We start from the raw sequence: 20669 nt of genomic DNA, 5'->3' as shown, positions 1-20669 counted from the left end.
ATGTCTGTTCAGGGATTTGGCGTCCACACCAGCATGTGGACCATGAACTGGGATCGCGCCGGGGCCGAGAAAGCCGTAGCGGCGGCGGTCAAATACAAGATGGATTTCATCGAGATCGCACTTCTCAACGCCCCCGCCGTCGACGCGGCGCATACGCGCGCGCTTCTGGACAAGCATGAGCTGCCGGCAGTCTGCTCGCTCGGTCTGCCAGAATCGGCATGGGCTTCAGTTCGTCCGGACGCGGCAATCGAGCACCTTAGGGTTGCTATCGACAAGACCGCTGAGATGGGCGCAGTAGCACTTTCAGGCGTTATCTTTGGCGGCATCGGTGAACGCACCGGCGTACCCCCGACGGAAGGCGAATATGAGAATATCGCCCGGGTGCTCACTGCGGCCTCCAAACATGCCAAGACCCGCGGTATCGAGCTCGGAGTCGAGGCGGTTAACCGCTATGAGAACCATCTCATCAATACCGGCTGGCAAGCAGTGCAGATGATCGAGCGCGTCGGCGCCGACAATATCTTCGTTCATCTCGACACATACCACATGAACATCGAGGAAAAGGGCGCGGCCAACGGCATTCTGGATGCGCGCGAACATCTGAAATATATCCATCTTTCCGAGAGTGACCGGGGAACGCCGGGTTACGGTAATTGTCCCTGGGACGAGATATATGCGGCGCTCGCTGCCATCGGCTTCAAGGGCGGACTGGCGATGGAAAGTTTCATCAATATGCCGCCGGAAGTCGCCTACGGTCTTGCCGTGTGGCGTCCCGTCGCCAAGGACGAGGAAGAAGTCATGGGCAACGGCCTGCCCTTCTTGCGCAACAAGGCGAAGCAATACGGACTCATCTGACATAAAAAGTCCCGGCCGGTTAACCAAGCCGGCCGGGAGCTTGTCCCGCTGCGGAAGGATACATATCGATGTAGCGTGCTCGCCGTTCGTTGAACAGAGCCGCGTCATCCTGGTGAGGTTCGAAACGGGCACGAATAGCCGGTTTCCGGCAGATCGCCTCGACTGTTCCTGCGCCTGCGGCCACCATTCCCAGGCGGGCAGCACCGAACGCCGCGCCAATCTCGGCGCCCTCAGGCAAATCCAGCGACAATCCCAGGACATCGGCAAGCAGGCCGTTCCAGTAGGCGCTGCGCGAACCACCGCCAACAAGCATGCAGGAAGCGGGCGCGGCATTGGCCGCTCTCAACACGTCGAGTCCATCTGCAAGAGCAAAAGCGACACCTTCGAGAACCGCATAGGCCAGCGCCCCTACATCGTGCTCCGCGCGCAAGCCGTCGAATTTGGCAGTTGCATTCGGATCGTTATGCGGCGTCCGCTCGCCCGTCAGATAAGGAAGAAAGACCGGCGCGGCCTCGCGGCGTGCCGGCTCCGATGCAAACGTCTTCGCTTTTTCGATGAGGCCGACGACATCATTTCCGTGGCCGGTGAGTGCTCCGAGCCATGACAGTGCCGAAGCGGCCGAGAGCGCGACGACCATGCCATGCCAGCGTTGCGGCAAGGCATGGCAAAAACCATGCAGTGTGCGCTCCGGCAGAGAGACCAGGCGGTCCGCCGATACGAAGAGGACACCGGAGGTTCCAAGTGACAAAAAGCCGTCACCCGCGCCAACAGCACCAATCCCGACCGCGGAGGATGCGTTGTCTCCACCGCCACCTGCAATCGGGATTTTCCGCCCCGTGAGGCCCCATAAGGCGGCCACCTCGGCAGAGAGATGGGTGGACACCTCGGACCCTTCGACGAGATCCGGCATCTGGGATCGTTTCATGCCGCCGCCCTGCAGCAGAACGTCGTCCCAGGCACGCCGTCCGATATCGAGCCACAACGTTCCCGCCGAATCCGACATGTCAGACACGTAATGTCCTGAGAGGCGGTATCGAAGGTAATCCTTGGGCAACAGCACCTTAGCGATCTTCGCGAATATCTCGGGCTCGTGCCGCGCTACCCAGAGCAGCTTGGGTGCGGTGAAGCCCGGCATTGTGGTGTTGGAGGCGCGGGCAAAGAAATCCGGAACCCGCTCCAGGAGTTCAGCGCATTCGCGCTCGCAGCGGCCATCATTCCAAAGAATTGCGGGGCGCAGAACCGAGCCCTGCCCATCGAGCAATGTCGCACTGTGTTGCTGGCCCGACAGGCCGATTGATTGAAGCTGAAGGAAACCGGTGGCGGCTATTTCACGGACATGCCCGACAGCTTTCTGAGCAGCGTTCCACCAATCATCCGGGTTCTGTTCCGACCACATGGGTCGCGGCCGCAAGACTTCAATGGGAGCGGATCCCTCTGCGATCAGTCTCTGATTTTCATCGACAAGAACCGCTTTGACAGAGGACGTGCCAACGTCAATGCCCAGAAAAGTTGCCATCAGATTCCGAGGCCCTGGCTGTCGAACAGATAGATGTGCTGCGGGGCAATTCCAATCGGCAGGGTCTCGTTCCTTGCGATTGTGGGGCGGCCCGGGACAACGATCGTCATTAGCGGCGCACCTTCAGGCTGGGCGTATATCTGGCTGGCGCCGCCAAGGTACTCGGCAAAATCAGCCTTCAAAGTCAGCACCGGGCTGGCGGATCGCAATTCAAGATGCTCGGGTCTCATTCCAACGGTCACCGTGTCACCGGATTTCACCTGATGCTGGCGCTTGGTGGCAATCGTCAGCGCGCCACCGGCAAAGGCCGGACTGGAAACAGTCAGCTGACGGTCCGTGGTAGTGGTAACAACGGCCGGCAGGAAGTTCATCTTCGGCGAGCCGATAAATCCCGCCACAAAAATATTGGCTGGATTGTCATAGAGGTCGGTAGGCGTCCCGACCTGTTCGACCAGCCCTGCCCGCAGGACAACGATGCGGTCCGCCAGCGTCATAGCCTCTATCTGGTCGTGCGTGACATAGACCATGGTAACGCCGAGAGCACGGTGAAGCTTGGCGATCTCGACACGCATCTGCGTACGCAGCTCTGCATCGAGGTTTGAAAGCGGCTCGTCGAACAGGAAGAGTTTGGGGTTGCGGACAATTGCCCGGCCAATCGCCACGCGCTGGCGCTGCCCACCGGAAAGCTGGCGCGGTTTGCGCTCGAGCAGCATCTCGATCTGGAGAATTCGCGCCGCTTCAGCGACGCGCCGCTTGATCTCGTCCTCTTTGGTCTTGACCATCCTGAGCCCGAAAGCGAGGTTTTCGAAGACGCTCATATGCGGATAGAGGGCATAGGACTGGAACACCATCGCCACTTCGCGGCGTGCGGGCTCCACATGCGTAACAATCTTTTCGTCGATGAGAACATCGCCGTCGCTGATTTCCTCAAGACCGGCAATCATTCGCAAAAGCGTTGACTTTCCGCATCCGGAAGGCCCGACGAAAACAACGAATTCGCCTTTCTCTGCAGAGAAGCTCACACCCTGGACGGCAGAATGCTCGCCATAGCGCTTGACCACATTGTCGAGACGAAGAAAAGACATATCAGGAAACTCCGGATTCTTTGACAGGCAATAAGGTTGCAAGCGCGCGGCCGGCGGTCTCAACCTCGTTCCTGATATCGAAAAGCTTGAGATAGATGCGATAGGCAGCGTCATGCGCCTGTTGCCATCGCGGATCGGCTTGAAGGGTTTTTTGCCTGGGAGCCATGGCGTCCAGACTGGCAAACAAATCCGGATGAAACCCGGCAGCGACAGCGGCTACCATTGCCGTGCCAAGAAGCACGGGTTCCCTGGTGTCACTGATCACGAGCTTCGCGCCGGTCGCATCACGGTAGAGCTGGACAAGAAGCGGGTTGTGCAGATGACCACCGGCCAGGGCCACGCTATCGATTGCATAGCGTCCATGGGCATTCAGATGCTCGATGATCTGCCGCGTCTGCAAGGCCAGCGCACGCGCCGTCGCGTAATAGGCTTCAAGAAAGGAACTCTCCCCTGTCTCCGGCCCGAGGCCCGTTACCAGCGCGCGGACGCGGCCGTCACCAAGGGGCGCCCGGTTACCGAGCCAGTCGGGGACAATATGACGTGAGGCAGCGAAGGCAGCGCCCTCTTTGTCCAGAATTTGCAAAATCCGGTTGGCGGTTTGGAGATGAAGCGCGCTGGACGGTTTTCCCGGACTTGCCGGATGATGCTCAAGCACGGCGTCGAGTGCGGTGCCGGAAAGGCTTTGGCCCGCTTCGTGCATCCAGTAGCCCGGAAACATCGCATCCTTGAACGGGCCCCACACTCCTGGAATATGGCGCTCGTCTTGAGCAAACGGCATGTAACAGGTGGACGTACCGGCGATCATCGGCAGCAAATTGTTCATCCGCGCCAGATAATCTTTACCAAGAACACCGAGCGCTCCGGCCTCCGCATCGATCAGACCAACAGCCACGGGTATGCCTTGTGGAACGCCCAGCGATGTAGCGGCCAAAGCTGATACTGTGCCGTGAACCTCACCCACCTTGCCCGGCTTTTTGCCAAGGTTTCCAAGCTTGGTCAGATCACCGATACCCAATTCGTCCAGCAAATCCTGGCACCACGGCGCGGCGTCATTAGGCAAATAAGGCCATTTGCACGCGAGCCCGCAGACAGAGTGACGATCCGCGCCCGTTGCACGGCGCGCAAGCTCATCGCAGAGGTCGCGCGCGCCTTTGATCCGCGCCCAAGCCTCCGGACGATGCCGCTTCATCCACAGCAGTTTGGGCAAATTGGTTTCAGGCGAGAGCGACCCGCCGACATAGCCGAGAAAACGATGGCCCGTCGCATCGACCTCCGCCGCTTCAGCCTCACCCCGGTGATCCATCCAGCAGATCACATCGCCGCCGCCATCGAGAGGTGGCTCGCCTTCCGCTTCGATATAAATGGATGAGGTCGCATCGAAAGCCATACCGGCGATGGACGATGCGAGTTCCGGTCGCTGCGACAAGCACTCATTGGCCGCGCGGCAAGCCGCTTGCCAGATATCGTCCATCCGGTAGACGGCATGATGTTCTGCCGGCGCGATCAGTTTGAATGACGCCGACGCGACTGCCAGAAGCTGACCCTCGCGATCGAAAAGGCCAGCCCGGGCGGACAGCGTCCCCACATCGATTGCCAGCAAATGGCTCATCGCTCCCTCTCCGTTGTCGCCATCGTCACGCCTCGTCTTTCAAAATAGCTTCCGCTACGTCTTCATCCGTCACGAGACGATTGACATAGCCAGCCCGCAACACAGCCCTGATGATCAGGGTCTTGTGCAGGCCGCCCGATGCAAGGATCGACGACGGTATGAGTTTCAAGTCCGACGGACGCATGGCCATCACGCGCTGGTTCAACGGATGATCGACCGGCTCACCGTTTTCATTGAGGAACACCCCGAGAATATCGCCCACCGCACCAGTCTCTCTAAGGGTGGGCAAATTCTCTGTCACAACCTGCGTCTTCACCAGCAGCGAATGGTCGGAGAGATCACCACAGGCGATCAAGGCAACAGCCGTATTGCGGCCGCGCTGCATGGCTTCTGCCAGACCGTAGTGCGTCAGCAAGGCTGTGCGGCTCTCACTCGACGGGCAGTAGATGGGAGCCGCAACATAGTAGCATTCGGCACCGAGAATGCGGGCAAACTCCGTCGAGACCTCGAAGGTATTCGTGCCGGATCCACGTGTCAGACCACCCATCAGTGCCGCAACCCAGGCGTTGCTCAGACGGCGCGGTGTCAGATGTCTGCGCGCGGCCGAAAGCGTCTGCCCCCAGCCGATACCGAAGCCTTTACCATCGACGAGGAGCGGATCGAGCATCGCGGCAGTCGCGCGGCCCAGAACCCGGTGCAGGTCTTCCATGTGGGACACCGACGGCACAACCGAGCAGTCGATGAGACCGAAACGCTCTTTCAGCTTTTCTTCCAAGGCCACACAATGGGTCAGCGGCATCTTGATATCGACACTGACCAGACCATCGCTTCGGGCCTGGACGACGATCTTGTTTACCCGCAGCCGGGTGATGGACAGCTTGTCGGCAATCTCCTGCTGGGTCAGCCCGCCGACATAGTAATACCAGGCGACACGCGCACGGATCTGCTCGGTATCGGCGGCGGGATTTGATTGTACGTCGTCTGGATTGAATTCGCTCAATGGTGTTCTCAGGCAAAAGCCGGTTTGAGGATCGTTATCGTACGGCTCAGCGCTTTGAGGATCGACGCGTCATCCCGTTCGAACGGATAGAACACTTCAAGGAAAACCGGCCTGTCGGCAAGGCCAAATTCCCGGTGCAGGCGCGCCGCCTCTTGTGGAAGCACGGCTCCAGCTTCAGTGAAATCCCAGTGACGATCATATTGGAAATCGGTCTGCTGCAAATGGATCATGCCGATATGCGGCGCCAGGGCGCCAAACCATTGCCCCATCGTTGCATGGTTTTTCCCGTACAGTGGTTCGAAGGTGGCATGCCCCCAGTCAATGCAATACTTCCAGGGAACCGGCGTATCTGCAACGTCCGCCGCCATGCGCTGCGCCTGTGCGACGGTCCAGGGCCATTCCCGACGCATGGGCGTGGGCTCGACATAAAGCTCGACGATCCCGCATTCTTTCGCGGCTTCGGAAAGACGTCGCATCCGCAGGATAAGATCCTCGTAATCGCGTTCCGGAATGCTATCGGCTTCAACACCATCGACCCTCGACGCGATAGCACCTAGCGGCCCGCCCACCCTGTCAATCCCGGCGCTCGCAGCGAAGCGATAAGCCTTCTTCATCCACTCTTCCGCCACGTCGCGAACGCGCGGATCGGGATGAAGGAGTTGATTAAACGTGTAGTGGGCGAGCCCGATGAAAGCGCTGTGGATTGTGAGACCGTAACGATCGGCAGTCGTGCGGATATCCTCTGCACAACTGGTCAGAATATCATCTGGCCATGTCGGATCGACAAGATCGAATGAGAATTGCACGAGATCGAGGCCAAGCTGTTGTACGATCGGTGCCCAAAGCTCGGGTATTATCCACCGCTTCACGCAGAACGAAAGGTTGATCCCGAGTGGAATGGGCGGGGACTGAACCTCCATCATTTCGTTGCGCCCATGGTGAGCCCGCGAACCATGTGCTTGGAGACGAGAAGCGCAAAGATCGTGACCGGTAGCACGATCACTGTTCCCGTCGCCATGATCTTGCCCCACGGCAACTCGTAGCCAGACATGAAGCTCGTCGCGATGACGGGAGCCGTCTGCACGCTTCGCCGTGTGAGCACCAACGCGTAGAGCAGCTCATTCCATGAGAAGATGAAACTGAAAATGGCCGAGACCGCGATGCCCGGCAGCCCAAGTGGAATGTAAATCTTCCGGAAGATCGTGAACTGGTCCGCTCCGTCGAGACGCGCTGCCTGCTCCAGCTCGATCGGTATGGAGCGAAATTGATCGGTACAAATCCAGACGACAATCGGCAGGTTGAATGTCAGGTAGATGAGGATGAGCACGATATGCGTGTCGAGCAGGTTCAACTGCAGCGCCAGCAGGTAGACCGGCAGCGCCAGAACGATCGGACTGATCATGCGATTGGAGATGAACCAGAACCACAGATCGGATTTGCCGCGAAAGTTGAAGCGCGCAAGCGCATAGGCCGCCGGTGCGCCCAGAAGTACCGATAATGCTGTTGTCAGGGTCGCAACGATCAGCGAATTGACGATCGCGCCGAACACCTTTTCGTCAGCGAAAATATCAGCGTAGTTGGACAATGTGGGCGTAAACAGCCAGACCGGCGGGGACGCCAGCAGATCGGTCTGATCCTTGAAGCTGGATGAAACCATCCAGTAGAAAGGAAACAACGTGAAACAAAGGACAACGATCAAGCCCAGTCCGTGCAAGATGCGGCGAAGCGTCGTGGACATCATTCGATCTCCTTGTAGATGAGCTTGATATAGAGCCGGCTGAGCACGATGGTGACGATCAGGAGAAGGATCGCCTGAGCCGAGGCCGTGCCCATGTCGAAGATACGGAATCCTACGCGCTGGATGTAAATGGATACGAGGTCTGTAGCTGAGCCCGGTCCGCCGCGTGTCATCACGAAAACCATGTCGAACAGTTTCAGGATATCGGCCGACCGCAGGATCAGCATCGCGGTCAGGCCCGGCAGCAGATATGGCAGTTGCACATGGCGCAGCATCGCGGTTTTGGAACTGGTTTCGAGCCGGGCGGCTTCTTCGATCTCAACCGGCACCATGGATAGGCCAGCGAGGAAGATAAGTGCACAGAAGGGCGTCCACTGCCAGATGTCCATCACCGCAATGGCAATGAACGCTCCCGTCGTCGAACCCAGCCAATCGAGACCACCTATGCCAATCGCGTCGAGAAACTGGTTTGCGATGCCAAAATCGCGGTTGAAGACCAGTCGCCCGATCAACCCGACGACCGCATAGGTCGTGGCCAGCGGCACCACCAGCGATACACGGGCCAATGCCCGCAACATGCCCAGGCCCGGCCGGTGCAAGAGCAGAGCGATGCAAATTCCAAAGAAGAGTTCGAACGGCAGAACTGTCAAAAAGAAACGCGCCGTCAGACCCAGCGATTGCCAGAAGGTCTGATCGGAAAGCACATTGATGTAATTATCCAGCCCGACAAAGGGAAATCCGTCGCGCGGACGGGTGATATTGTAGCGCCTGAATGACGTTATGAGGGCCGAAATCGTCGGATAGATACCGATGATGAGCAGCGCAAATACAGCCGGTGCGAGAAACCAGAAGGGCGTCCAGCGTCCGTATCCCGGATTGAGCCTGGTCTGTGTCTGCGTCACGAAATGTCCTCCCTTCCTCGCCTGCATGCCGTTCGATACGCCGTTCACTCCAGGTTCGTATGGTTGGCCCGCATGGCTTCGGTCGATGTTCCAAGCCGCTCCCGCAGTTTCAGGACCATTATCTCGAAAAGCACATACTGCGCGCCCTCGAACAGCGATCCCATCGGCAGAACGGAAACTTTTGTCCCCTGATCATCGGCCATGGTTTGCGCCGGAATGGTCAGGACATGATCCGCGCGTTGGGCTGCATCGCCATTGGGTTGTGCAGTCACGACGAGCGTTTTGGCACCCGCGGCGGTTGCTACGCCCATCAGCCCAAGCACCGTTGAAAAACCACCCGGGCCGGCAGAGACGATCAGCAAGTCGCCACTGCCCAGAGGCGGCGTCGTCATGTCACCGACGACGGCGACCTTAAGCCCCAGATGGTAGAGCCGCATGGCGAGGCCCTTGATCTGCAGCCCCTCACGGCCGACACCATAGAGCGCGATCCGTCCGGCACCGGCGATCACGCCGACAGCAGCATCGACAGCTTGTTCATCAATGCGATCGAAAACACCGGCTAGTTCCTGCAGCGCTTGGTTGTACAGTTTGGGCAAGGCACTCTCCCGGTATAAGATATGCTATGTGGAACGAAGGGCGGGTGGAGTTTCCGCCACCCGCCATTGCTGTTGGTACACTTACCTACTGCAGCAATTCCTTCTTGCCATCATAGTAACCTTCCTTGGCCAGGATACCCTCCATACGCGTTCCAATCTCCTTGGCGCCAGCTTCGGTCGTAACCTCACCCAGCATCATCTTGGAGCCCCATTCGGCTACAACTTCCGAGATCGCCGGCCATGCGGGGAAACGCGGGCGGAACTCAGGCACGCCTTTCTGCCAGGAGGCGACCATCGGTTCGACGAACTTGTACTTCGCCTTTATATCCGGCTGCTCGTATATGGATGTACGACCGGAAACGCCGCCGGCCTCGACGTAGGGACGAGCGATCTCTTCCGAGGTTGCCCACTGGATAAAGAGCCAGGAAGCCTTCTTCAGATCGTCAGGAGCCTGCTGGGCGACGGCCAGTGAAAAGCCGCCAAGCGCCGGCAAACGTCCCGCTGGACCAGCAGGTTCCGGAGCGACAGCCAGGCAATCGCCCAGCTTAGACGTCGCCGGATCGGTCAATGTGCCATAGAAGGCCGACCATTCCGTGATCATCGAGACCTGACCCTGCGCCAGCGCATTGACAGCCTCGGCATGGTCGAAGCTGACGATCCCCGGAGGCATGTACTTCATCAAATCCTGGCGGAATGTCAGACCTTTCTGGCTCTCCGGGCTGAGCAGGTTCGACTTGAATTCCTTGTTCAGCAATGAGCCGCCGAAGGGCCATAGCACCCGCATGAAGCTGTCGGCAGACTGCGTCTCACCGCGCAGCGACTGCAGGGCGAAGGCATAGTGATTCTTGGACGCGTCCGTCAGCTTCGGCGCATAATCCTTCATTAGCTCGTCCCACGTTGCAGGTGGCTTCTCGAAGCCCGCTTCCTTCAACTGGCAGGAATTATAGAACAGGAGACCCGAATAATTGTCGAAGGGCAGGCCATAGGTCTTGCCGCCCCACGATCCGAATGCGTCGATCAGCAACGGGAAGAAACCTTCGAGCTGCAAATTGGGATCGGTGATGGATTTATCGGCGGTGAATTCGTCAATCGGCGTGATCCAGCCGTTCTCCGCAAATTCCCCGATCCAGACGAGATCGACCAGTGCGATCGTCAGGTCGCCATTGGATGTGAAGTTGAGCACCTGTTTCTCGCGGGTGTTCTCATATGGCACGATCTCGTAATTGACCTTGATACCGGTTTTCTTCTCGAACTCCGGCAGCAGCTTGATGATTGCGCGATAGCCCGGACGATCCAGGAAAATCACATTGATCTCTTTGCCCTTGAAGGGCTGCGCAGCCGTTTCCAGCCAATCGGCGAGAGCCACCGACGGCAACGACACTGCGCCGGCCAGAAGCGCCACGGCACTTAGCGATGCATATAAAAGTTTCCTCACGTCATCCTCCCAGTTTTGATAATCCATTCGGATATATCAGGCTCTTGATGTAACCCGGCACATTGTCCGCGTGGTTGCGGAATGTTTCGGGCGCCTCGTCCAGGCCGACCTGATGCGTCACGAGTGACGTGACATCGACCTTTCCTCCAGCGACGAGTTCGATTGCACGGGGATAGACCTCCCCCATCCGGCGCGCGAATTTGATTTTCAGCCCGCGGCGGCGCGCTTCGGCGGCCGGCAGCGTATAGACGTCACCATCCGGAATGCCGACCAAAACGATGCGTCCGCCGATTTTCGCAGCGAGGACGGCATCGCGAAAACCGAGCGGGGAGTTGGTCGCCTCGATGACCAGAGGCGTTCCCTCCCGTCCGGTCCAGTCGCGAATATCCTCGACGGACGTGCCAGTGCGGGATGCGCCAAGTGTGGCGGCCATGTCCCGGCGATGCTGCAGCGGATCGACGGCCAGAATCTCGCCTGCCCCGGCGGCCTTAAGAACCTGAAGAATAAGAAGCCCGATGGGACCGCAACCGATCAGAGCCACCTGCTCGAGCAGCCTTGGCTTGGCGAGATCGACAGCATGGATCGCAACGCCCAACGGTTCCAGCATCACCGCCTGAAGTGGGGTGAAGTCCGTTGGCAGCGGCACGATCTGCGAGGTTGGAACCCAGATACGCTCGGTCATCGCCCCGTCAAAAGGCGGCGCGCCAATGAATTCCACATTCGGGCAAAGGTTGGGATGACCGCGCTCGCAAAATTCGCAATGTCCGCAGGCCTTGTTCGGATCGACGGCAACGAGCGCGCCGCGCGCGAGTGCAAGCTCGTCGAGGTCCTCGCAGAGATACCCCCCGAACTCGTGCCCAGGCACGAACGGCTCCTTGACCACGGCGGAACCGATACCTCCATCCTTGTAATAATGAAGATCCGAACCGCAGAGGCCGACTGAAGCAACGTCGATGAGAACTTCGCCCGGACGCCCTTCGCGAAGATTGAATGGCGCTACATACGCGTCATGGGCTCCACGGATGAAAAGGGCACGGCTCATGGGATTTCCGGACTAGCATTTCAGACAGTTTCATCGCCACCATACAAATGTAAAATTGGTTTTTCAAGTGTATAGTTCTGAGCCTGGACCTGCCGGCAGCCAGGCACACTGTGAACGGATCAACTCACAGGCTCGACGAATGACGTCGATCCTGCGGGCGACTTTTGATGTGGAGTAATCTAGCGCGGTGGCTTGAGGCGGTCCTCAAGCATCGTCACAGAGGACAATCAAGCCAGTTCTGAACGGGCCGAGAGCGTTACTTTCGGCTCGAACGAAAAATGCTTGTCGAAGGGATAGGTCGGCTTCCCCTTGCGCGTGCGCGGCAAACGCTCGACGAATTGATCCACGACACCCGGCGAAAGCGCCATCAGATTGGGATTGGCCAGTGGCGCGAGTTCGGGTGAAAGATAGCCGGATTTAACAACGATGATTTTCGCGCTATGAGGGTGGAGCCCGAGCCGGGTGAAATCGGCGATATTGTGATAGGGGCGACGTTTGGCGCTCAATACCACATCGATACCACCCGTCGAGACCACCGCTTCACGACTTGCCGGGTCGGTCGTTTCCAACAGAAATTTAACCTCGACATTTGCGGATACGGGCTTGCTCCCCTTGGTATCCAGCGATGCGCCGATGGTAAGATCGAGCCTTGCGCCAACCCCTGCCGCGTAGCAGGCTTCTGCCGCGGCGTTGTCGGCAATACCGGCAAAAATGGTCCCTGTCGCGCCTTTGACTAAAAGCTCCGCCAGCACATCGGCCCGGTCGCCGACGCCACCTCCGGTAGGATTGTCACCTGAGTCGGCGAGTATGACGGGTGCTGTCGGGCTCACGACTGCTTTTGCGACGCATTCTTCGATTGAGCCGGTCTCGCAGCCAAAGACAAACGCTTCTCGCGCGTCCCAGTAGGCTTGCGCCACACGTTTGGCTTCGCGCTCGAGGACGGTGCGGTCGGTGCCCGTCAAGATCGCCGCAGCGGTGGCACGCGGTTCGTCAGCCCAGACATAGCCGACCATGAGCGATGCATCCCAAACACCCTCGATGGCATCGATCTCCGGCAGCATTTCATAAAGGCCCTTTGCCGGCTGATCGACGGTGCTTGTCCGCTCTCCCGGAAGAACCACGGGGATAGGCGCCCACAGCAATAGCGGCTTCACTCCGGACTTCAGGCTCTTTACCAGCATCGAAACCGATCGCCGCATTGTCGCCTCAACGTCGATGTGAGGTGCCGTGCGATAGGTCGAGTACATATCAAGCGCATCGAGAATACGTTGCGAGACATTCCCATGCAGGTCATAACTTGCAGAGAGGACGCAATCATCGCCAACGAGGGTGCGAGCTGCATTGATCCAGTCGCCTTCGGCATCTTCCATGCCCTCGACATACATCGCGCCATGCATTGCGAGATAAAGCCCATCAAGCGGCAAAAGTGTTTTTAGCCGGTTTAAAAACTCGGTTTTGAAGGACTCATAGGTACTGCGGCTGACGGGACCACCCGCAATGGCACGGGCGTGAACAGTCGGCAGGAATTCAGCCTCATAGTCCTTGAGGAAGGCAAAATACGGATCTGAAAGCAAGCCCTCACCCCGCACGACGCGGAAATCCTTTTCCTCGTTCAAAACCGGATTATACGTGCTGCATTCGATATGAATGCCACCGACGGCAATGCGCATGGAAGACCTCAATTCGTGTTTGGACCGATCAGAAAATTATTGGCTGCGATGCTGGCAGCGCCCCGCGCCCAGATATCGCTGTCGACACGTCGCGTGCGGATTGGCGTCTGTCCTGCATAGCGTGGCAGGACGTTGGCTTCGATCGCCTGTTGCATAACCGTCCCGAACAAACCGTCGAATGACCCCTCGACATGCGTAATCAGGATCATGCCAGGATCGTTCATCTGGATGATATGGGCGATTGCCAGCCCGAGAGCAGCCCCAGCCTTGTGCAGAACGCTGATAGCTGCAGCCGTGCCGCCTGCTGCCTCCTGTTCCAGATCGGAAAGCGACGTGCATTTCAATCCCTGCGCCAGCGCCATCTCCCTGATCGCCTTCATCGAGGCTACCGTATCGAGACAGCCACGTTTGCCGCAGCGGCAAGGAGAGCCGCCAGGCTCGATCGTGCAATGAGCGATTTCCCCGGCACCTCCATGGTTGCCGCGATAAAGCTTGCCATCGATAACGTGAGCGCAACCAATCCCGTCGCCAAGGGAGACGACGCTGAAATTCGGCACATCGCGGGCGCTGCCGAACAGCTTCTCGCTCACCGCAACCGCCTTGGCATCGTTTTCGATGTACGTTACGACGCCGGTCTTGCGCTGGACCATTTCGGCGAGCGGCACATCCTGCCATCCGAGAAGGGTCGACTGCACGCAGGTTGCCTGCTTTTCGTCGACGAACCCCGAGAGCGCAATCCCAAGTCCTGACAATTTATCGGCCGCTTGGGCTCGCTGGCCGAGCAGCTTCGGCAGCTCATTCGCAATCAGTTCCGCGATAATTTCCGGATCGCGGGAAAGCGTCATGGATTGCCGGGCAATAATGTTGCCATTGAGATCGCTGAGGACCATCGGCGCGGGATCTTGCAAAAGCGATATGCCGACGAAAAAAGCGCAGTCCGGCTGCAGATCCAGCCTTATGGACGGGCGGCCCTGTTTCGTTGACGAGCGGCGTTTGCTGGGCGCTGTCCCTGTCTCGCGCAGCATGCCGAGATCGATAAGATCGCGCGCAATTCCACTCATCGCGCCCTTGCTCAGTCCCATCAGTGCCGCAAGTTCGGTTCGGCTGAGCGGACCGGATTCGCTGATAGCCCGCAAGAGCTGACGTTGGGAAGTAGTGAGCATCCAAGGTTCCGGTTTGTCGGCAGGAAGCCGTCATTTTGGCTTGACATTAAGTTTACTAAATGAACAAATCAACCAAAATTAGCGGCAAATAATGATCTAAGTCTACCTCGCTAGACCGAAGAAATCAGCTAAAAAGGGTGAACAAAGATGACGACTTCGCAGTTGAGTTTTGTGAAAAGCCGGCAACTGGCCTTGATGTGCGCGGTTGTTGGCACACTATGTCTTCCGGCCTCGGCAATGGCTGCAACATTGACGGTCATGCAGACAGAAGCACCGCGGTCGATGGACCCCGGCGACCAGACTGCGACCTTCACTGCCGATGTGCTCGACCCGATGTACGAGGGTCTCCTGGTGCGTACGCCCGATCTTTCCTTGCAGCCGGCGCTCGCCACGGAATGGAATAGCGACGAGGCCGGCCTGGTCTGGACATTCAAGCTGCGCGAAAACGTTTCCTTCCATGACGGCACTCCCTTCAATGCCGATGCGGTTGTCAAGAATTTCGCACGGCACCTCGATCCCAAGCGCGGCCTCGCTGCCAGCGGCCGCCTGCGCGCCTTTATCGACAGCGTCACGGCGACCGATCCCATGACCGTTCAGTTCAAACTGAAAAAGCCCTACCCTGCCTTCCTTGCTCTCCTGACCACAGGCCCCTGCCTGATGGTCAGCCCGACGGCGGATGCAGCCGGCACGATCGGCAGCAAGGCCGTCGGCACTGGCCCTTACAAACTGGCCGAATACAAGTCCGGCGACTACGTGCTGGAGCAGAAAAACCCGGCGTATTGGGGCGGTGCTCCGAAGGGCGTCGATGAGATCAAGTGGACCTGGACATCCGAGCCTTCGGTCATGAACATGGCGCTGCAGACCGGCGACGCGGATATTGTCAATCCATTGCCGCCGGCCTTTGCTGCACAGATCGAAGCCAATCCGGAGATGAAGCTCAACAAGAGCGATGGCTCAGCGGTTTTCTGGGTTTCGCTCAACACCAAGCTGAAGCCTCTGGACGATGTGCGGGTCCGTCAGGCCTTGAACTATGCCACCGACCAGGCAGGCCTCGTCAAGGCGATCATGCAAGGCTATGCGGTGCCCGCCAATTCCCCGCTGGCGCCGGTAACGCCCGGCTACGATGCTACGCTTGCACCCTATGGTTACAACATCGAGAAGGCCAAGAAACTTTTGGCAGATGCGGGCTATCCCGAAGGTTTCGAGATGTCGACGATCGTGCAGGAGCCGGAGGCCCGCATCGGCCAATTACTCCAAGGTATGTGGTCGAAGATCGGCGTAAAACTGGATGTGCGCCGTATGGAAAGCGGCGTCTGGGCCAAGGCAGCCTTTGCCGATCCGGCAGGAAAGCAAGCCGATGGAACAGGATCGGTCATCGCATCGTGGTCCTCCGGCGTAAACGGTGCGGACCTTCAATTCCGCCCGCTCTACCATTCGGCAAGCGCTTCGCCGGCGGGCGCCAATCTTGGCTTCTTCAACGATCCGGCGCTGGATGGCCTGGTCGACAAGGCAGCCTCCACGCTTGACGAAAAGGCACGCAACGACATTTATGTTGAGGCGCAAAAGCTTATCAACGATCAGGCTCCGCATGTGCTCCTTTACACGACTCAGGACCTCTATGCGACACGTGCAAACGTCAAAGGCGTCTGGCTCGTGCCGGGAGGACAGGTCGAAGTCGAGGGCGCGACCAAGGATTGAACTTGTCGTTGACGGCGGCCATCGTCTTGGCCGCCGCATCATTGAGATGAAATGACGGCCCGATGAACGTCTATATCGCCAGAAAACTGCTTGCTTTGCCGCTGATCCTTATCGGTGTTTCGATGCTGATTTTCATCGCGATCCGGATATTGCCTGGAGATCCCGCACGCATGATGGCGGGGCCCGAGGCAACGCAAGCAGCTGTGGACGACATGCGCGTGCGTCTGGGTCTCGATAGATCTGTCATCGAACAATATGGGCACTTCGCTATTGCGGCATCCAAAGGCGATCTCGGGGTTTCGATCCGCTCGAAACTACCTGTCGTGGCCGAGATAATGCAGCGGCTGCCCTATACGATAGCGCTCGCGGTCACCTCTTACCTCCTTGCCATCCTTATCGGCGTGCCGGCGGGCATGGCGGGCGCTATTTTCCGTCACGGCTGGCCGGATCAACTCGTCATGCTGCTTGCGATAGCCGGCGCTTCGATAGCCAATTTCTGGCTCGCACTTATGGCGATGAATACGTTCTCGGTGAGCCTCGGTTGGCTTCCGCTTCTCGGCGCAACGTCCTGGAAGAGCTATGTCCTGCCCTCGATCACGCTGGCGGTCCTGCCAATGGCGGTGATTGCCCGCATGACACGCTCGAGCATGATCGAAGTCCTCAGCCAGGATTACATCCGCACAGCCCGCGCCAAAGGTGTACACGCCTCGTCTATTTATTGGAGCCATGCGCTGAGGAATGCGCTGATCCCGATCGTGACGATCATCGGGCTCAATTTTGGCAGCTTGATCGGCGGTGCGGTTGTTACCGAATCCGTTTTCAATTGGCCCGGTATCGGCCGTCTTCTGGTCGATTCGGTGCGTTACCGGGATTACCCCGTCATCCAGGGTGTAACGCTCGTTGCCGTAACAGGCGTGGTCGTCATGAACTTTCTGGCTGAAATGACGATAGCCGTGATGAACCCCCGGATAAGGTTGGGCTGATGGCATCCGTGGCAACCAGCACTAACACCGGAACACGCCTTGGCCGCAATGCGCTCCGCCGGATGCTTGCACATCCGGGGCTGATTATTGGCGGCGGGCTAATCGCTCTGATCGTGTTGCTGGCAGTGATTGCGCCGCTGATTACCTCGTACGATCCCTATCAGCAGGATCTTATGCAAACCATGCTGCCGCCAGCGTTCGATCATCTGTTTGGAACGGACGACAATGGGCGCGATATTTTCGCCCGCGTCATCTACGGCGCGCGAATTTCGCTGGTCGAAGTCACCTTGAGCGTGGGTCTCGCCATGATCATCGGTGTGCCACTTGGAATTCTGTCCGGCATGACCGGTGGCTATATCGATCAAGCGATCATGTGGTGCATGGATATTCTTTTTGCATTTCCCGGCGTGGTTCTGGCAATTCTGATTGTCAGCGTCCTCGGTTCCAATCTGGTGAACCTGTTGATCGCCATCGCGATATTCTCGGTCCCCGTCTATGCCCGGTTGAGCCGTAACCTGACACTGGGCCTGAAAGATATGGAATATGTCGAAGCTGCCACATCACTGGGGATTTCGCGGCGCCGGATCATGACCCACTATATCCTTTTGAATGCGATCGGCCCCATCATCGTGCAATCGACATTGACCGCGGGCACCGTGATTCTTTCGGCCGCGAGCCTTTCATTTCTCGGCCTTGGGGCACAACCGCCTTTGCCCGAATGGGGCGCGATGATGAGCGATGGCCGGAACTATCTCGGCTTGAACATCTATATGTCGCTGTTTCCCGGCCTTGCGATCATGATCACAGTCCTCGGGTTCAATATCCTGGGCGATGCGCTGCGCGATCTCCTTGATCCGCGGAAATGACTGTCCTTACGTGGGTTTTACATACCCTCCAGAGCGGTAGCGTGCGTAAATATTATGCAAAAAAAGAAAATGCCGAAAAAGTAGGTTGACGTAGGCCAAAAAATATCTTGGACTAAACCAATCTACTAATTGGTCCGGACCATTGAGTGAATGGCAACTCGTCAATCCCAGGAAAATTCAAACTATGCGCTTGAGAGACTGCGCAGTCTCTTGGCGTCTGATCAACTCGATAGCGATGGAAAATTGCCCACAGAACGGGCGCTGGCACTCATGTTCAGGGTGAGCCGCCGTTCTGTAAGGCGTGCGCTTGAGGTTTTGGAAGCCGAAGGCCAGGTGTGGCGGCGCCAAGGATCCGGTACCTACGCCGGACGCCAGCCAGATGGCTGGAGCGATCACGTCGGTACGATCATCGCCGGCACCAATTTCATGGAGATCATGGAGGTCCGCCTCAGGATAGAGCCGCAGCTGGCACAGCTTGCAGCAATGCGCGCAAAGAAGGATGAGATAACCCGCATGCGGGAACTCGCGCTGAAGATACGCGAAAGCGACGACTCCGATTCGCGTGAGCTGTGGGACGGCGCCCTGCATCGGCAAATCGCCCAGAGTGCCGGTAACCAGTTCTTTCTGACGATCTTCGATGTGATCAACAGAGTTCGCCAGGACGAGGCTTGGCAGCTTATTCGCGAAAAGGCGCGCAGCGCCAACGATACCCTGTCGGTTTCTCATGCCCAACACATGGCGCTCATCGATGCAATAGCTGCCCGCGATCCAGCGAAAGCAGGTGAAGCCATGCGGCAGCACCTGCTGATGCTGCAAGAACGGCTGATCCGCCAAACTTCGATGGATAGTCTGGAAAAGGACATCCTGAGCGACGCATCGTGAGGCAACGCTCCCTTCAACAGCATTACGACCAAAGACCGAGAAAATAATCGGCGCATTCAATGTGGAACAAACGAGCGAACGCAAAGCGCTCACAATGAGGAGTTAAATTTATGAAGACAGCAGGATTTATCACGACACTGCTGGTGGGAGCGATGTTGTCGTTTCCCGCCGTTGCCACTGAACTGAAAATCGGCCTCCAGGACGATGCCGATGTCCTCGACCCTGCTCAGTCACGGACCTTCGTTGGCCGCATCGTTTATACGGCGCTCTGCGACAAGCTCGTCGATGTGAACCAGAAGCTCGATATCGTGCCGCAGCTTGCGACCGACTGGAAATGGTCGGAAGACGGTACGGAACTTGTCATGAATCTCCGCCAGGGCGTGACATTCCATGACGGCACGCCGTTCAACGCAGCCGCTGTCGTTGCCAATATCGAACGCTCGAAAACTCTGCCGGAATCCCGCCGCAAGAGCGAACTCACCTCCGTCAAGACGGTCGAGGCGATCGGTGACTATCAGGTCAGGTTCACGCTGAACAGTCCGGATGTGACGCTGCTGGCCCAGCTTTCCGACCGCGCCGGCATGATGATTTCGCCAAAAGCCGCCGCGGAAATGGGTGCGAACTTCGGCAGCAAGCCGATATGTTCCGGGCCGTTCAAGTTCGTCGAACGCGTTCAGCAGGACCGCATCGTCCTTGAGAAGTTCCCGCAATACTGGAATGCCGCCAACATCTTCATCGACAAGGTGACCTTCCTGCCAATTCCCGATACGACAGTTCGTCTCGCCAACCTGCAGTCGGGTGATCTCGACATGCTGGAACGGCTGGCCGCAAGTGATGCCGCAGCGGTCAAGAGCGATTCCAACCTGACCTATGCCGATACGGTCGGCATCGGCTACATGGCTCTTTACGCCAATATTGCCAACGGCCCGCGCGCCGATAATCCTTTCGGCAAGGATAAACGGCTGCGGCAGGCATTTTCGCTCGCCATCGACCGCGAGGCTGTCAACCAGGTCGTCTATGAAGGGACGTCCGTCGCCGGTAACCAGCCCTATGCTCCAAACAGCCCCTGGTTCGACAAGGATATTCCGGTTCCGGCGCGCGATGTCGAAAAAGCCAAGGCATTGATGAAAGAAGCCGGGCACGAGAAACTCGACATCGAGCTTCAGGTGCCGAACAACCCGGTTGCGATGCAGATGATGCAGATCATCCAGTCGATGGTCGCGGAAGCCGGCTTCAATGTCACGCTGAAGGCAACGGAATTCGCAACGCTATTGTCGGAGCAGACAGCTGGCAATTATCAGTTGAGCCGTTCCGACTGGTCCGGCCGTGTCGATCCCGATGGCAATCTTCACCAGTTCGTCACTTGCAAAGGCGGTATCAACGATGTGAAATACTGCAATCCAGAGGTAGACGCTCTTCTCAACGATGCCCGCAAATCCACTGACAATGCAGTACGCAAGCAAAAGTATGACGCAGCTGCCAAGATCCTGAACGACGATCTGCCGGTCATCTATCTCGGCCATCAGTCCTACATCTGGGCACTCAAGAAGGATGTGACCGGCTTTGTGCCCTATCCGGACGGAATGATCCGCCTGCAGGGTGTAAAGAAGAACGGTTAGCCAGATAGGT

18 protein-coding genes are annotated in these 20669 nt (G+C 58.0%); 6 read left to right on the top strand and 12 right to left on the bottom strand.

All coding sequences use genetic code 11. From position 1 onward, the window contains the following. Positions 1-855 (top strand): sugar phosphate isomerase/epimerase family protein, encoded by an 855-nt coding sequence (locus ACSQ3H_RS05980; RefSeq protein WP_436116203.1) that lies wholly within the window; start codon positions 1-3, stop codon positions 853-855. 19 nt (positions 856-874) lie between these two features. Here ACSQ3H_RS05980 and xylB read toward each other — a convergent pair whose 3' ends face one another. From xylB to ACSQ3H_RS05920, 12 genes are all read right to left on the bottom strand, one after another. Next, complete coding sequence (xylB, locus tag ACSQ3H_RS05975; RefSeq protein ID WP_436116202.1) at positions 875-2371, bottom strand: xylulokinase; 1497 nt, start codon at positions 2369-2371, stop codon at positions 875-877. Continuing rightward, the gene (locus ACSQ3H_RS05970; protein WP_436116201.1) at positions 2371-3456 is read right to left on the bottom strand and encodes an ABC transporter ATP-binding protein; all 1086 of its coding nucleotides are present in this window, start codon (positions 3454-3456) and stop codon (positions 2371-2373) included. Before ACSQ3H_RS05970 ends, xylB begins: the two co-directional genes overlap by 1 nt. Before the next feature lies 1 nt (position 3457). Continuing rightward, positions 3458-5065, bottom strand: a complete 1608-nt coding sequence (locus tag ACSQ3H_RS05965) for an FGGY-family carbohydrate kinase (RefSeq protein ID WP_436116200.1) — start codon at positions 5063-5065, stop codon at positions 3458-3460. A 25-nt stretch (positions 5066-5090) separates the two neighbouring features. Next, the gene (locus ACSQ3H_RS05960) at positions 5091-6065 is read right to left on the bottom strand and encodes a sugar-binding transcriptional regulator (RefSeq protein WP_436116199.1); all 975 of its coding nucleotides are present in this window, start codon (positions 6063-6065) and stop codon (positions 5091-5093) included. Positions 6066-6073: 8 nt separating this feature from the next. Continuing rightward, positions 6074-6988: a sugar phosphate isomerase/epimerase family protein gene (locus tag ACSQ3H_RS05955; RefSeq protein WP_436116198.1), complete on the bottom strand. Its 915-nt coding sequence runs from the start codon at positions 6986-6988 to the stop codon at positions 6074-6076. Next, positions 6985-7806 (bottom strand): carbohydrate ABC transporter permease, encoded by an 822-nt coding sequence (locus ACSQ3H_RS05950; RefSeq protein ID WP_436116197.1) that lies wholly within the window; start codon positions 7804-7806, stop codon positions 6985-6987. The genes ACSQ3H_RS05955 and ACSQ3H_RS05950 overlap by 4 nt, the downstream gene beginning before the upstream one ends. Continuing rightward, complete coding sequence (locus tag ACSQ3H_RS05945) at positions 7803-8705, bottom strand: carbohydrate ABC transporter permease (RefSeq protein ID WP_436116196.1); 903 nt, start codon at positions 8703-8705, stop codon at positions 7803-7805. The genes ACSQ3H_RS05950 and ACSQ3H_RS05945 overlap by 4 nt, the downstream gene beginning before the upstream one ends. A 44-nt stretch (positions 8706-8749) precedes the next feature. Continuing rightward, complete coding sequence (locus ACSQ3H_RS05940) at positions 8750-9301, bottom strand: SIS domain-containing protein (RefSeq protein WP_436116195.1); 552 nt, start codon at positions 9299-9301, stop codon at positions 8750-8752. A gap of 85 nt (positions 9302-9386) precedes the next feature. Continuing rightward, the gene (locus tag ACSQ3H_RS05935) at positions 9387-10736 is read right to left on the bottom strand and encodes an ABC transporter substrate-binding protein (protein ID WP_436116194.1); all 1350 of its coding nucleotides are present in this window, start codon (positions 10734-10736) and stop codon (positions 9387-9389) included. A gap of 1 nt (position 10737) precedes the next feature. After that, positions 10738-11778: a zinc-dependent alcohol dehydrogenase gene (locus tag ACSQ3H_RS05930; RefSeq protein WP_436116193.1), complete on the bottom strand. Its 1041-nt coding sequence runs from the start codon at positions 11776-11778 to the stop codon at positions 10738-10740. A gap of 227 nt (positions 11779-12005) precedes the next feature. After that, positions 12006-13448: a M81 family metallopeptidase gene (locus tag ACSQ3H_RS05925; protein WP_436116192.1), complete on the bottom strand. Its 1443-nt coding sequence runs from the start codon at positions 13446-13448 to the stop codon at positions 12006-12008. 8 nt (positions 13449-13456) lie between these two features. Continuing rightward, on the bottom strand, positions 13457-14611 hold the full coding sequence (locus tag ACSQ3H_RS05920; protein ID WP_436116191.1) for an ROK family protein: 1155 nt from the start codon (positions 14609-14611) through the stop codon (positions 13457-13459). A 147-nt stretch (positions 14612-14758) separates the two neighbouring features. Between ACSQ3H_RS05920 and ACSQ3H_RS05915 the strand changes: the two genes are divergently transcribed. The 5 genes from ACSQ3H_RS05915 to ACSQ3H_RS05895 all read left to right on the top strand — a co-directional run bounded on the left by ACSQ3H_RS05915 (position 14759) and on the right by ACSQ3H_RS05895 (position 20659). Then, on the top strand, positions 14759-16309 hold the full coding sequence (locus ACSQ3H_RS05915; protein ID WP_436116190.1) for an ABC transporter substrate-binding protein: 1551 nt from the start codon (positions 14759-14761) through the stop codon (positions 16307-16309). Between the two features lie 62 nt (positions 16310-16371). After that, positions 16372-17292, top strand: coding sequence for an ABC transporter permease (locus ACSQ3H_RS05910; RefSeq protein WP_436116189.1), 921 nt, complete (start codon positions 16372-16374; stop codon positions 17290-17292). Beyond that, a complete protein-coding gene (locus ACSQ3H_RS05905) occupies positions 17292-18158 on the top strand; it encodes an ABC transporter permease (protein ID WP_436116188.1) in 867 nt (288 codons plus the stop codon). Before ACSQ3H_RS05910 ends, ACSQ3H_RS05905 begins: the two co-directional genes overlap by 1 nt. 150 nt (positions 18159-18308) lie before the next feature. Next, positions 18309-19040, top strand: a complete 732-nt coding sequence (locus ACSQ3H_RS05900; RefSeq protein ID WP_436116187.1) for a FadR/GntR family transcriptional regulator — start codon at positions 18309-18311, stop codon at positions 19038-19040. A gap of 110 nt (positions 19041-19150) precedes the next feature. Continuing rightward, the gene (locus ACSQ3H_RS05895) at positions 19151-20659 is read left to right on the top strand and encodes an ABC transporter substrate-binding protein (RefSeq protein WP_436116186.1); all 1509 of its coding nucleotides are present in this window, start codon (positions 19151-19153) and stop codon (positions 20657-20659) included. The last annotated feature ends 10 nt before the right edge of the window (positions 20660-20669 follow it).

The sequence above is a fragment of the Phyllobacterium sp. LjRoot231 genome (genome assembly GCF_964253365.1).
GTDB lineage: Bacteria > Pseudomonadota > Alphaproteobacteria > Rhizobiales > Rhizobiaceae > Phyllobacterium.
Note: the sequence above shows the minus strand (reverse complement) of the source record. Positions and strands in the feature narration are given on the sequence as shown.

Excerpts from the sequence above, each read along its gene's own strand:
- ACSQ3H_RS05980 (WP_436116203.1), top strand. The coding sequence starts at position 1 with ATGTCTGTTCAGGGATTTGGCGTCCACACCAGCATGTGGACCATGAAC.
- xylB (WP_436116202.1), bottom strand. The coding sequence starts at position 2,371 with ATGGCAACTTTTCTGGGCATTGACGTTGGCACGTCCTCTGTCAAAGCG.
- ACSQ3H_RS05970 (WP_436116201.1), bottom strand. The coding sequence starts at position 3,456 with ATGTCTTTTCTTCGTCTCGACAATGTGGTCAAGCGCTATGGCGAGCAT.
- ACSQ3H_RS05965 (WP_436116200.1), bottom strand. The coding sequence starts at position 5,065 with ATGAGCCATTTGCTGGCAATCGATGTGGGGACGCTGTCCGCCCGGGCT.
- ACSQ3H_RS05955 (WP_436116198.1), bottom strand. The coding sequence starts at position 6,988 with ATGATGGAGGTTCAGTCCCCGCCCATTCCACTCGGGATCAACCTTTCG.
- ACSQ3H_RS05950 (WP_436116197.1), bottom strand. The coding sequence starts at position 7,806 with ATGATGTCCACGACGCTTCGCCGCATCTTGCACGGACTGGGCTTGATC.
- ACSQ3H_RS05930 (WP_436116193.1), bottom strand. The coding sequence starts at position 11,778 with ATGAGCCGTGCCCTTTTCATCCGTGGAGCCCATGACGCGTATGTAGCG.
- ACSQ3H_RS05925 (WP_436116192.1), bottom strand. The coding sequence starts at position 13,448 with ATGCGCATTGCCGTCGGTGGCATTCATATCGAATGCAGCACGTATAAT.
- ACSQ3H_RS05920 (WP_436116191.1), bottom strand. The coding sequence starts at position 14,611 with ATGCTCACTACTTCCCAACGTCAGCTCTTGCGGGCTATCAGCGAATCC.
- ACSQ3H_RS05915 (WP_436116190.1), top strand. The coding sequence starts at position 14,759 with ATGACGACTTCGCAGTTGAGTTTTGTGAAAAGCCGGCAACTGGCCTTG.
- ACSQ3H_RS05910 (WP_436116189.1), top strand. The coding sequence starts at position 16,372 with ATGAACGTCTATATCGCCAGAAAACTGCTTGCTTTGCCGCTGATCCTT.
- ACSQ3H_RS05905 (WP_436116188.1), top strand. The coding sequence starts at position 17,292 with ATGGCATCCGTGGCAACCAGCACTAACACCGGAACACGCCTTGGCCGC.
- ACSQ3H_RS05900 (WP_436116187.1), top strand. The coding sequence starts at position 18,309 with ATGGCAACTCGTCAATCCCAGGAAAATTCAAACTATGCGCTTGAGAGA.
- ACSQ3H_RS05895 (WP_436116186.1), top strand. The coding sequence starts at position 19,151 with ATGAAGACAGCAGGATTTATCACGACACTGCTGGTGGGAGCGATGTTG.